The organism is Serratia sp. CY81684 (genome assembly GCF_052166595.1).
In the GTDB taxonomy this organism is placed as follows: domain Bacteria; phylum Pseudomonadota; class Gammaproteobacteria; order Enterobacterales; family Enterobacteriaceae; genus Serratia; species Serratia nematodiphila.
The window spans coordinates 316,228-328,544 of sequence record NZ_JBJNOO010000001.1; the positions used below are offsets into that span (position 1 = coordinate 316,228).

The following is a 12,317-nucleotide window of genomic DNA, read 5'->3' on the forward strand; positions in this document are numbered from 1 at the left end:
AAGGTCCATAACAGAACGTATCGGGCCGACATGGCCGCAAGTACGTCGAGTGAACCGTTTTACGGCAAACCGTATTCATCACGGTAATTATGTTAACCACGGCGAAAACTAAAGCTTCAAAGCTTAAGGGATCATGATGCAGAACGGCGCAATGAAGGCCTGGCTGGATTCCTCCTATCTGGCGGGCGCGAACCAGTCTTACATAGAGCAGCTCTATGAAGACTTCTTAACCGATCCGGGTTCCGTTGAAGATAGCTGGCGTTCCATTTTTCAACAGCTACCAACCGCGGGTGTCAAACCCGATCAGCTTCACTCTCAAACGCGCGATTACTTCCGCCGCCTGGCGAAAGACTCCGCGCGCTACAACACCACCATCACCGATCCGGAAACCGACGCCAAACAGGTCAAGGTACTGCAGCTGATCAACGCCTTCCGCTTCCGCGGGCATCAGCATGCCAACCTCGATCCGCTCGGCCTGTGGCAGCGCGAGCAAGTTCCTGACCTTGATCCTGCTTACCACAACCTGACCGAAGCCGATTTCCAGGAAACCTTCAACGTGGGCTCTTTCGCCATCGGCAAAGAAACCATGAAGCTGGGCGATCTGTACGCCGCGCTGAAGCAGACCTATTGCGGGTCGATCGGCGCTGAGTACATGCACATCACCAACACCGAAGAGAAACGCTGGATCCAGCAGCGCATCGAGTCGGTGGTGGGGCGCGCCAGCTTTACCGCCGACGAAAAACGCCGTTTCCTGAACGAGCTGACCGCGGCGGAAGGCCTGGAACGTTACCTGGGCGCCAAATTCCCGGGCGCCAAACGCTTCTCGCTGGAAGGCGGCGACGCGCTGGTGCCGATGCTGAAAGAGATGGTGCGCCATGCCGGCAAGAACGGCACGCGCGAAGTGGTGTTGGGCATGGCCCACCGCGGCCGTCTGAACGTGCTGATCAACGTGCTGGGCAAAAAGCCGGCCGATCTGTTCGACGAATTCGCCGGCAAGCATAAAGAACACCTCGGCACCGGTGACGTGAAATATCACCAGGGCTTCTCCTCCGACGTGGAAACCGAAGGCGGCATGGTTCACCTGGCGCTGGCGTTCAACCCGTCGCACCTGGAGATCGTCAGCCCGGTGGTCATGGGGTCGGTACGCGCCCGTCGCGATCGTCTGGACGAAGCGCGCAGCAACATGGTGCTGCCGATCACCATCCACGGCGACGCCGCCATCACCGGCCAGGGCGTGGTTCAGGAAACCCTGAACATGTCTCAGGCTCGCGGCTACGAAGTGGGCGGCACCGTGCGCATCGTCATCAACAACCAGGTTGGTTTCACCACCTCCAACCCGCTGGATGCGCGCTCTACCGAATACTGCACCGACATCGCCAAAATGGTTCAGTCGCCGATCTTCCACGTTAATGCGGACGATCCGGAGGCTGTGGCCTTCGTCACTCGCCTGGCGTTGGATTTCCGTAACACCTTTAAGCGTGACGTGATGATCGATCTGGTCTGCTACCGTCGCCATGGGCACAACGAGGCCGACGAGCCGAGCGCCACCCAGCCGGTGATGTATCAGAAGATCAAGAAACACCCTACGCCGCGCAAAATCTACGCTGACGTTCTGACCGAACAGAAAGTGGCCAGCCTGGAAGATGCCACGGAAATGGTCAACCTGTATCGTGATGCGCTCGACCGCGGCGATTGCGTGGTTGAAGAGTGGCGTCCGATGAACCTGCACTCCTTCACCTGGTCGCCGTACCTGAACCACGAGTGGGACGAAGAGTACCCGAGCAAGGTTGAGATGAAGCGCCTGCAGGAGCTGGGCCGCCGCATCAGCACCGTGCCGGAAGCGATCGAAATGCAGTCGCGCGTGGCGAAAATCTACGCGGACCGCGCCGAGATGGCCGCAGGCAACAAGCCGTTCGACTGGGGCGCCGCCGAAACGCTGGCCTACGCCACCATGGCGGATGAAGGCATTCCAATCCGCATCTCCGGTGAAGACGCCGGCCGCGGCACCTTCTTCCACCGTCACGCGGTGGTGCACAACCAGAAAAACGGTTCGGTCTACGTTCCGCTGGCGAACATCCACAGCGGCCAGGGCGAATTCAAGGTCTGGGACTCCGTGCTGTCTGAAGAAGCGGTGCTGGCGTTCGAATACGGCTACGCCACGGCGGAACCGCGCACGCTGACCATCTGGGAAGCGCAGTTCGGCGACTTCGCCAACGGCGCACAGGTCGTTATCGACCAGTTCATCAGCTCCGGCGAGCAAAAATGGGGCCGTATGTGCGGCCTGGTGATGCTGCTGCCGCACGGCTATGAAGGCCAGGGCCCTGAGCACTCTTCCGCGCGTCTGGAACGCTATCTGCAGCTGTGCGCAGAGCAGAACATGCAGGTGTGCGTCCCGTCTACGCCGGCGCAGGTTTACCATATGCTGCGTCGTCAGGCGCTGCGCGGTATGCGCCGTCCGTTGGTGGTGATGTCGCCGAAGTCGCTGCTGCGTCATCCGCTGGCGATTTCTTCGCTGGACGAGCTGGCCAACGGCACCTTCCTGCCGGCGATCGGCGAGATCGACGACTTGGATCCGAAAGCGGTCAAGCGCGTAGTGCTGTGCTCCGGCAAGGTCTACTACGACCTGCTGGAACAGCGTCGCAAGAACGAGCAGAAAGACGTGGCCATCGTGCGCATCGAGCAGCTGTATCCGTTCCCGCATCAGGCCGTGCAGGCCGTGCTGGAGCAATACTCGCACGTGCATGATTTCGTCTGGTGTCAGGAAGAGCCGCTGAACCAGGGCGCCTGGTACTGCAGCCAACACAACTTCCGTGAAGTGGTGCCGTTCGGGGCTTCTTTACGTTACGCAGGACGTCCGGCCTCCGCTTCTCCGGCGGTGGGCTATATGTCCGTACACCAGAAGCAGCAGCAGGCTCTGGTGAACGACGCGCTGAATATTGACTAATGTTCGCTCGCTTGCCGGCCGAGGGGCCGGCAAGCAGATGATAAAAAACTTAAGGGAAAGCTAAATGAGTAGCGTAGATATTCTGGTTCCTGACCTTCCTGAATCGGTTGCCGATGCGACCGTAGCCACCTGGCACAAAAAACCGGGCGACAGCGTGCAGCGTGATGAAGTCCTGGTTGAAATCGAAACCGACAAAGTGGTGTTGGAAGTGCCGGCCAGTGAAGCGGGCATTCTCGATGCTATCGTGGAAGAAGAGGGCGCGACCGTGCTGTCTCGCCAGCTGCTCGGCCGCATTCGCCCAGGCGACAGCTCCGGCAAACCGACCGCCGAGAAGAGCCAGGAGAAAGAGTCCACGCCTGCACAGCGCGCGACCGCGAGCCTGGAAGAAGAAAGCAATGACGCGCTCAGCCCGGCGATTCGCCGCCTGATCGCCGAACATGACCTCGATGCCGGCGCCATCAAAGGCACCGGCGTGGGTGGCCGCATCACCCGTGAAGACGTGGAGGCGCACCTGGCCAAAGGCGGCGCCGCCGCCAAACCGGCCGCCGCCGCTGAAGCCGCACCGCAGCCGGCTCTGGCCGGCCGCAGCGAAAAACGCGTGCCGATGACCCGCCTGCGCAAACGCGTCGCCGAGCGTCTGCTGGAAGCGAAGAACAGCACCGCGATGCTGACCACCTTCAACGAAATCAACATGCAGCCGATCATGGATCTGCGCAAGCAGTACGGCGAAGCCTTCGAGAAACGCCACGGCGTGCGTCTGGGCTTCATGTCCTTCTACATCAAGGCGGTGGTTGAAGCGCTGAAGCGCTTCCCGGAAGTGAACGCGTCTATCGACGGTTCCGACGTGGTTTACCACAACTACTTCGACATCAGCATCGCGGTTTCTACCCCGCGCGGCCTGGTGACGCCGGTACTGCGCGATGTAGACGCCATGAGCATGGCTGACATCGAGAAGAAAATCAAAGAGCTGGCCGTTAAGGGCCGCGACGGCAAACTGACCGTGGAAGAGCTGACCGGCGGTAACTTCACCATTACCAACGGCGGCGTATTCGGCTCGCTGATGTCCACCCCGATCATCAACCCGCCGCAGAGCGCCATCCTGGGCATGCACGCCATCAAAGATCGCCCAATGGCGGTCAATGGTCAGGTGGTGATCCAGCCGATGATGTATCTGGCGCTGTCTTATGACCACCGCCTGATCGACGGTAAAGAATCCGTCGGTTATCTGGTGACGGTCAAAGAGATGCTGGAAGATCCGGCTCGTCTGCTGCTGGACGTCTAGTAACCCTTGCCGGGCGCGGCGTGCCGCGCCCGCACTCTGTGCTATGTGGCCGGAAAACCATGCGGTTTACCGCGTAATAATGGTCCGGCTAAAAACCTTCAGAACTGAATGGATAGAACATCATGAATTTACACGAATATCAGGCAAAACAGCTGTTTGCTCGGTATGGCATGCCGGCACCGACCGGTTACGCCTGTACCACTCCGCGTGAAGCAGAAGAAGCCGCATCCAAAATCGGCTCCGGCCCGTGGGTGGTGAAATGTCAGGTTCATGCTGGCGGCCGCGGTAAAGCGGGCGGCGTTAAAGTCGTCAACAGCAAAGAAGATATCCGTGCTTTCGCGGAAGCCTGGTTGGGCAAGCGTCTGGTGACTTACCAGACTGACGCGCTGGGCCAGCCGGTTAACCAGATCCTGGTTGAAGCGGCGACCGACATCGATAAAGAACTGTACCTGGGCGCCGTCGTAGACCGCGCGACCCGTCGCATCGTATTCATGGCGTCTACCGAAGGCGGCGTGGAAATCGAGAAAGTGGCGGAAGAAACCCCAGAACTGATCCACAAAATGACCATCGATCCGCTGGCGGGTCCACAGCCTTATCAGGGCCGTGAGCTGGCCTTCAAACTGGGCCTGACCGGCAAGCAAGTCAGCCAGTTCGCCAAGATTTTCATGGGCCTGGCGACGCTGTTCCTGGAGCGCGACCTGGCGATGGTTGAGATCAACCCGCTGGTGATCACCAAGCAGGGCGATCTGGTGTGCCTGGACGGCAAACTGGGCGCCGACGGCAACGCCCTGTTCCGTCAGCCTGAACTGCGTGAAATGCGTGACCCTTCCCAGGAAGACGAGCGTGAATCCCGTGCGGCTCAGTGGGAGCTGAACTACGTTGCCCTCGACGGCAACATCGGCTGCATGGTGAACGGCGCCGGTCTGGCGATGGGCACCATGGACATCGTTAAACTGCACGGCGGCGAACCGGCCAACTTCCTGGACGTGGGCGGCGGCGCGACCAAAGAGCGCGTGACCGAAGCGTTCAAAATCATCCTGTCCGACGACAAGGTGAAAGCGGTTCTGGTTAACATCTTCGGTGGTATCGTACGTTGCGATCTGATCGCTGACGGCATCATCGGCGCAGTGGCTGAAGTGGGCGTTAACGTCCCGGTCGTGGTGCGCCTGGAAGGGAACAACGCCGAACTGGGCGCCAAGAAACTGGCGGACAGCGGCCTGAATATCATTGCTGCGACCAGCCTGACTGATGCGGCTCAGCAAGTTGTTGCAGCAGTGGAGGGTAAATAATGTCCATCTTAATCGATAAAAACACCAAAGTAATTTGCCAGGGCTTCACCGGTAGCCAGGGGACTTTCCACTCCGAACAAGCTATCGCTTACGGCACCAAAATGGTTGGCGGCGTCACCCCAGGCAAAGGCGGCACTCAGCACCTGGGGCTGCCGGTGTTCAACACCGTGCGCGAAGCGGTTGAAGCGACCGGCGCGACGGCCTCTGTCATCTACGTTCCAGCGCCGTTCTGCAAAGACTCCATTCTGGAAGCGATCGATGCCGGCATCAAACTGATCATCACCATCACCGAAGGCATCCCGACCCTGGACATGCTGACCGTGAAAGTGAAGCTGGACGAAGCCGGCGTGCGCATGATCGGGCCGAACTGCCCTGGTGTGATCACCCCTGGCGAGTGCAAAATCGGCATCATGCCTGGTCACATCCACCTGCCGGGCAAAGTGGGCATCGTTTCCCGCTCCGGCACCCTGACCTATGAAGCGGTGAAACAAACCACCGATGCCGGTCTGGGCCAGTCCACCTGTGTGGGCATCGGCGGCGACCCGATCCCGGGCTCCAACTTCATCGATATCCTGAAGATGTTCCAACAGGATCCGCAGACCGAAGCGATCGTGATGATCGGTGAGATCGGCGGCAGCGCAGAAGAAGAAGCGGCGGCTTACATCAAAGAACACGTCACCAAACCGGTTGTCGGCTACATCGCCGGCGTGACCGCGCCGAAAGGCAAGCGTATGGGCCACGCAGGCGCCATCATCGCCGGCGGCAAAGGCACGGCAGACGAGAAGTTTGCTGCGCTGGAAGCGGCGGGCGTGAAAACCGTTCGCAGCCTGGCGGACATCGGCGATGCGGTAAAAGCGGTGCTGAAGCGCTAAGAACCTAGTACGAAATAACAATATCTCGACATGTTTGGCCACCCATTGGGTGGCCTTTTTTATGGGCGAAACTCAGAAAACGTTGAGCGCCTTGATCAGCGCGATCCGATCCTGCAGGCGGCGCTGCTGCACCGGATCCGCGGCGGCTTGCCGCTGCTGCTCCAGCGAGGCGAGGGCGGCGCGGTAATCGTCGACGTTGCGGAACAGCGCGTCTTTGACGTTGATCGAGGCGACGTTGGTGTAGCGGCCATCGTCGGTGGTCGGCACCTGGATAACGCCTTCATTCAGCAGCCGTTTAACGATCGCCCGCTGCGGTTCGTATCCCTCCATGCCGATCAGTTTCCAGCGCTGCGGCGGCACGCCCTGGTATTGGCCGTGTTTCACTTCTGTCAGGTAGCGCAGGGCCAGGTGGCGAATGGTGCCTTCTTCTTCACCGTACTGCGCTTTGCTGTCGAACAGCACCGGGAAGGATTGCCCTTCCAGCGCGCCGCCCTTTTGCGTCAGGTGGCCCATGCGGTAACTGTTCATGCCCAGACGGATCGGCATGTCGTCCGTGACCGGCGTGCCGTCCGCCAGGCGCAGATCGACGATGCGCGAACCGGCGGGTTGGCGCAGATCAATGGTATAGGTGACGCCATCGAAGAAATCGTTGGTGGAATATTTGGACGAACGCCGCGCCGGGTTAAAGCTGTAGGTGACGTCGCCCGGCTGCAGCTGATTGAAGTAGCCGGCGGACCACTCCATGTAGCGTTTAAGCGCTTTACCGTTAAGCTGATAAACGGTGATCTCGCCGCCGGCGTATTGGTAGTTAAAGGCGATATCCTTGGCCTTGATGTCGCCGACGTCCAGTTTGGCGCGATCGTTGTCGATCTGCAGGGCGATCACCTGCGCCAGCGGCGCATAGTGCCGGGCGGCCTGCTGGAACAGCGCGCTGATGCCGGTGTCCTGCACGTGCACCTGAGGAATGCCGCGGAACTCGTCGGCAGGCACCAGATCGCTGCCGCTCAGCTTCGCTACCACCCGGTTGGCGTTGGCGCGCAAAATGTCATGATACGGCTGGTAGAGAGCCTGCATGGCGCTGTCCGGCGTCAGCCCTTTGATCGGGTAGGTGTAGCTGTTTTTGTCGATCAGCGTGAATTTGCCGTCGCGGCGTTCAAATTGCAGATCGATGCGTGACAGCGCGCGGCCATATTTGTCCGGTTCGGTGATGATGACGCCGTTGACCACCGCCTTGTCGATCTTCACATGCATGTGGCCGGCGACGATCGCCGCCAGTTCCGGGTTGGCGTTGGCAATGTCGGCCACGCCGGTGCCCGGGCGCTGGTTCTCGTTGTCGATGCCCATATGCGCCACCAGTACGATGGCGTCGACCTGGCCGTCGATTTGTTTGATGACCTGTTTCACCGCCTGCACCGGATCGGTGAAGTTCAGCCCTTTGATGCGATCGGTGCCCTTGGCGAATTCAGCGGTCATCGGCGTGTCCATGCCGATAATGCCGATCTTCACGCCCTGGCGTTCGAGGATGGTGTAGGCCGGCAGATAAGGCTTGCCGTTGTCCCAGACGATGTTGCCCGCCAGCGCCGCGCCCTTGAACTGCTTGAGCGGGGTGGCCAGCACCGGCAGGCCGAAGTCGAACTCGTGATTGCCCATCACCCAGACGTCGTAATTGAGCGCATTGAGGCCCAGCATCATCGGGCTGACGGCCTCATGCTTGAAGGTTTCAACGAAGTTGCCCTGAATAGTGTCGCCGGCGTCCACCAGGATCAGGTTAGGCTGCTCGGCGCGCACCTTTTTGACCTGAGTGGCTATCTGGCTCAGGCTGCCCGCCAGGTTTTCCGTGTCGCTGGCGTAGTCCCAGGGCACGAAGGTGCCGTGCAGATCGGAGGTGCCCAGCAGGGTGATGTTTACCGTTTCGGCGGCCATGGCGTTTCCCGAGAGTCCCAAGACAGAGGCAAAGATGATTTTTTTCATAACTTATTGTCACTCAATGGAATTTTAACATAAGTGGTCATTTTGCTACAAAATCGCAACCTTTACGATCCCATCGCGAGAAATAGACTAATATTGGAGAGAGATTTGTTGTTTTGTGACTGCAATCACTGTCACGGCTTAATGGAAATAAAAGGTTAATTATGTCGCAGAATAAGCGCGTAATAATACAATGGCGGCTCTTTTAAATTACATTTATTTAACACAAAAATATCATTAAAAAACAATTAAACCATTGCGCAACATGCCCTCAAGAAAAATAGGCGAAATGTGCTGATGAATATGGAAATAATATGCGGATAGGCTTAAATTGTCTCAGATCAAATTAGCCCGAAGTACCTCTTTCGGCTAAGATTTGACCTGTAACCAAAAGTCCAACCCACGTCACGTAAAAACCTATTTATTGTGTGGGATTGGGCGAGTATCATCCATGTTGTGATTATGGATGGTTGATCTTGTTGCATTTGTTACCCGTTGTCGGTTTTCAGTGGCGTGCTTGTCGGCGGCCCGAGGGGCTATTGGCCGAGTGTGCGGTTGAAAGCGGAGAAGCTGGATCAAATTTGTTGTGTTTAAGGGCATTCACTGCGGGGCGTTACTGGCGGCTTTGAAAGAAGTATGCCGATAACCGCGTGTCGGAGTCTTCCTGCGAGGAGCAAGGAGTCAAGATGTTTGATATTGTCGAACTGTCGCGCTTACAGTTTGCTTTAACGGCGATGTACCATTTCTTATTTGTCCCATTAACGCTCGGTATGGCGTTCTTGCTGGCAATTATGGAAACGGTATATGTCCTGTCTGGCAAACAAATCTATAAAGACATGACCAAATTCTGGGGAAAGTTATTTGCGATTAACTTTGCTCTGGGTGTGGCCACCGGTTTGACCATGGAGTTCCAGTTCGGGACCAACTGGTCGTATTTCTCTCACTACGTCGGCGATATCTTCGGGGCCCCACTGGCCATCGAAGGTCTGATGGCGTTCTTCCTTGAATCGACGCTAGTCGGCCTGTTCTTCTTCGGCTGGGATCGTCTGAGCAAGGTGCAGCACATGGCGGTAACCTGGTTCGTGGCCCTCGGCTCAAACCTGTCCGCGCTGTGGATCCTGGTCGCCAACGGCTGGATGCAGAACCCGATCGCGTCGGATTTCAACTTCGAAACCATGCGCATGGAGATGGTCAGCTTCTCCGAGCTGGTGCTTAACCCGGTTGCGCAGGTGAAATTCGTTCACACCGTGGCTGCAGGCTACACCACCGGCGCCATGTTCGTGCTGGGCATCAGCGCTTACTACCTGCTGAAGGGCCGCGACATCGCTTTCGCCAAACGCTCCTTCGCCATCGCCGCCAGCTTCGGCATGGCTGCGGTGCTGTCGGTGATCGTGCTGGGTGACGAATCCGGTTACGAAATGGGCGACGTACAGAAAACCAAACTGGCCGCCATCGAAGCGGAGTGGGATACCCAGCCGGCACCGGCGTCCTTCACCCTGTTCGGCATTCCCGATCAGGACAAGATGGAAAACTCCTTCTCTATTCAGATCCCGTATGCGCTTGGCCTGATCGCCACGCGTTCCACCGACACGCAGGTCACTGGCCTGAAAGATCTGCTGGCGCAACATGAAGTGCGCATCCGCAACGGCATGAAAGCCTACCAGCTGCTGGAAGAGCTGCGCGGCGGCAATACCGATCCTGCGGTGCGTGCGGAATTCAACAAAACCAAGCAAGACCTGGGCTACGGCATGCTGCTGAAGCGTTATACCCCGAACGTCAGCGACGCGACGGAAGCGCAGATCCAGCAGGCGACCAAGGACTCCATTCCACGCGTGGCGCCGCTGTATTTCGCCTTCCGCATCATGGTGGCCTGTGGCGTGCTGATGCTGCTGATTATCGGCCTGTCCTTCCTGAGCGTGGTGCGCGGCCGCATCGGCCAGAAGAAATGGCTGTTGCGTGCGGCGCTGTATGGCCTGCCGCTGCCGTGGATCGCGGTGGAAGCCGGCTGGTTCGTGGCGGAATACGGCCGTCAACCGTGGGCGATTGGTGAGGTGCTGCCGACCGCAGTCGCCAACTCTTCGCTGACCGCGGGCGACATTCTGTTCTCGATGGGGCTGATTTGCGGCTTGTACACCCTGTTCCTGGTGGCTGAAATGTACCTGATGTTCAAGTTTGCGCGTCTGGGTCCAAGCAGCCTGAAAACCGGCCGCTACCACTTTGAACAACCGACTGCCGCCGTGCAGGAAGCGCGCTAAACAGGAGTCCACGTATGTTTGACTATGAAGTACTGCGATTTATCTGGTGGGTGCTGGTTGGCGTACTGCTGATCGGCTTCGCCGTCACCGACGGTTTCGACATGGGCGTCGGCATCCTGGTGCGCATCATCGGTAAAACCGATACCGAGCGCCGGGTGATGATCAACTCCATCGCCCCGCACTGGGACGGTAACCAGGTGTGGCTGATCACCGCCGGCGGCGCGCTGTTCGCCGCCTGGCCGATGGTCTACGCAGCGGCCTTCTCGGGCTTCTACGTCGCCATGATCCTGGTGCTGGCGGCCTTGTTCTTCCGCCCGGTCGGTTTTGACTACCGTTCCAAGCTGGAGAGCAGCCGCTGGCGCAACATGTGGGACTGGGGCATCTTCATCGGCTCCTTCGTGCCGGCAGTGGTGTTCGGCGTGGCGTTCGGCAACCTGCTGCAGGGCGTGCCGTTCCATGTGGACGAATACCTGCGTCTGTTCTACACCGGCAACTTCTTCCAGCTGCTGAATCCGTTCGGTCTGTTGGCAGGCGTGGTCAGTCTGACCATGCTGGTCACTCAGGGCGCGACCTACCTGCAGATGCGCACCACCGGCGAGATCCACCTGCGGTCACGCGCCGCAGCGCAGATCGCGACGCTGATCATGGCGGTATGCTTCCTGCTGGCGGGTGTGTGGCTGGTGAAAGGCATCGACGGCTACGTGATCACTTCGGCGCTGGACACCATGGCGGAATCCAACCCGCTGCGTAAAGAAGTGGCGCATCAGGCCGGCGCATGGCTGATCAACTTCAACAAGTATCCGCTGCTGTGGGCCTTGCCTGCACTGGGCGTGGTGCTGCCGTTGTTCACCATCCTGTTCTCGCGTCTGGAGAAAGGCGCGCTGGCGTTCGTCACTTCGTCGCTGACCATCGCCTGCGTCATCCTCACCGCCGGGGTCACCATGTTCCCGTTCGTGATGCCGTCCAGCACCGTGCCTAACGTCAGCCTGACCATGTGGGACGCGACCTCGAGCCTGTTGACGCTGAAAGTGATGACCGTTGTGGCGGCGATCTTCGTGCCTATCGTTTTGGCGTACACCAGCTGGTCGTACTACAAAATGTTCGGTCGTCTCGACAAGAACTACATCGAAAACAACAAGCATTCGCTGTACTAAGGATAAGGAGCTAAACCATGTGGTATTTTGCCTGGATTCTCGGAACGCTTCTTGCCTGCGCCTTCGGCATCATCACGGCGCTGGCGCTTGAGCAGAGCGAAGCGACCAAAGCTCAGCAAGACGGTAAGTAATGAGCTCGTCCGTGATTGACAAGCTGTACGCTGTCACCGATAAGGGCCCGGTTCGGGCCCTTTCCCTGGTGCTGGCGTTGATTTTGGCGGGGTGCGTGTTCTGGGATCCGACGCGTTTCGCCGCCAAAACCAGCTCGCTGGAGATTTGGGAAGGGCTGTTGCTGATTTGGGCCGTATGCGCCGGAGTGATCCACGGTTTCGGATTCCGCCCGCAGCGCAGCGTCTGGCGCGCCTTTTTTGCGCCGCTTCCTGCAATTGTGATCTTGTGCGCAGGATTACTTTACGTTTCTTTATAATCTCCCCGATGTCCCCACGTTATGGGCCCTCACGGCCCATAATTATTTTCATTCCCATCTTGTAACCCATTCCCAACCCGATCCGTCTTGCGTATAGTAGCAGCGTTAAATTGCATTGCTGGGAAG

General features: G+C 58.6%; 9 protein-coding genes. 8 read left to right on the forward strand and 1 reads right to left on the reverse strand.

Annotated elements, in window-relative coordinates; genetic code table 11:
- The first annotated feature begins 136 nt into the window (after positions 1–136).
- The 4 genes from sucA (at position 137) to sucD (ending at position 6,387) form a co-directional block, all read left to right on the forward strand.
- Complete coding sequence (gene sucA / locus ACJ8QF_RS01535) at positions 137–2,944, forward strand: 2-oxoglutarate dehydrogenase E1 component (RefSeq protein ID WP_004939884.1); 2,808 nt, start codon at positions 137–139, stop codon at positions 2,942–2,944.
- Between the two features lie 64 nt (positions 2,945–3,008).
- Entirely contained in the window at positions 3,009–4,226 is a 1,218-nt protein-coding gene (gene odhB / locus ACJ8QF_RS01540; protein ID WP_015376977.1) for a 2-oxoglutarate dehydrogenase complex dihydrolipoyllysine-residue succinyltransferase, read from the forward strand.
- A 122-nt stretch (positions 4,227–4,348) separates the two neighbouring features.
- A complete protein-coding gene (gene sucC, locus ACJ8QF_RS01545; RefSeq protein ID WP_015376978.1) occupies positions 4,349–5,515 on the forward strand; it encodes an ADP-forming succinate--CoA ligase subunit beta in 1,167 nt (388 codons plus the stop codon).
- Complete coding sequence (sucD, locus tag ACJ8QF_RS01550; RefSeq protein ID WP_004939878.1) at positions 5,515–6,387, forward strand: succinate--CoA ligase subunit alpha; 873 nt, start codon at positions 5,515–5,517, stop codon at positions 6,385–6,387. Before sucC ends, sucD begins: the two co-directional genes overlap by 1 nt.
- 72 nt (positions 6,388–6,459) lie before the next feature.
- Here the strand turns inward: sucD and ACJ8QF_RS01555 are convergent, their stop codons facing one another.
- Positions 6,460–8,358, reverse strand: a complete 1,899-nt coding sequence (locus ACJ8QF_RS01555; protein WP_442537213.1) for a bifunctional metallophosphatase/5'-nucleotidase — start codon at positions 8,356–8,358, stop codon at positions 6,460–6,462.
- 683 nt (positions 8,359–9,041) lie between these two features.
- On the opposite strand from ACJ8QF_RS01555, the gene cydA reads away from it, so the two are divergent.
- From cydA to ybgE, 4 genes are read left to right on the forward strand one after another with little or no spacing between them, the layout of a single operon-like run.
- Positions 9,042–10,610, forward strand: a complete 1,569-nt coding sequence (cydA, locus tag ACJ8QF_RS01560; protein ID WP_004939873.1) for a cytochrome ubiquinol oxidase subunit I — start codon at positions 9,042–9,044, stop codon at positions 10,608–10,610.
- A gap of 14 nt (positions 10,611–10,624) precedes the next feature.
- Positions 10,625–11,764, forward strand: coding sequence for a cytochrome d ubiquinol oxidase subunit II (gene cydB / locus ACJ8QF_RS01565; RefSeq protein WP_004939871.1), 1,140 nt, complete (start codon positions 10,625–10,627; stop codon positions 11,762–11,764).
- A 17-nt stretch (positions 11,765–11,781) separates the two neighbouring features.
- A complete protein-coding gene (gene cydX / locus ACJ8QF_RS01570) occupies positions 11,782–11,895 on the forward strand; it encodes a cytochrome bd-I oxidase subunit CydX (RefSeq protein WP_004939868.1) in 114 nt (37 codons plus the stop codon).
- Entirely contained in the window at positions 11,895–12,191 is a 297-nt protein-coding gene (gene ybgE / locus ACJ8QF_RS01575) for a cyd operon protein YbgE (RefSeq protein ID WP_004939866.1), read from the forward strand. The genes cydX and ybgE overlap by 1 nt, the downstream gene beginning before the upstream one ends.
- The last annotated feature ends 126 nt before the right edge of the window (positions 12,192–12,317 follow it).

Excerpts from the sequence above, each read along its gene's own strand:
- cydX (WP_004939868.1), top strand. The coding sequence starts at position 11,782 with ATGTGGTATTTTGCCTGGATTCTCGGAACGCTTCTTGCCTGCGCCTTC.
- cydA (WP_004939873.1), top strand. The coding sequence starts at position 9,042 with ATGTTTGATATTGTCGAACTGTCGCGCTTACAGTTTGCTTTAACGGCG.
- ybgE (WP_004939866.1), top strand. The coding sequence starts at position 11,895 with ATGAGCTCGTCCGTGATTGACAAGCTGTACGCTGTCACCGATAAGGGC.
- sucD (WP_004939878.1), top strand. The coding sequence starts at position 5,515 with ATGTCCATCTTAATCGATAAAAACACCAAAGTAATTTGCCAGGGCTTC.
- odhB (WP_015376977.1), top strand. The coding sequence starts at position 3,009 with ATGAGTAGCGTAGATATTCTGGTTCCTGACCTTCCTGAATCGGTTGCC.
- cydB (WP_004939871.1), top strand. The coding sequence starts at position 10,625 with ATGTTTGACTATGAAGTACTGCGATTTATCTGGTGGGTGCTGGTTGGC.
- sucC (WP_015376978.1), top strand. The coding sequence starts at position 4,349 with ATGAATTTACACGAATATCAGGCAAAACAGCTGTTTGCTCGGTATGGC.
- sucA (WP_004939884.1), top strand. The coding sequence starts at position 137 with ATGCAGAACGGCGCAATGAAGGCCTGGCTGGATTCCTCCTATCTGGCG.
- ACJ8QF_RS01555 (WP_442537213.1), bottom strand. The coding sequence starts at position 8,358 with ATGAAAAAAATCATCTTTGCCTCTGTCTTGGGACTCTCGGGAAACGCC.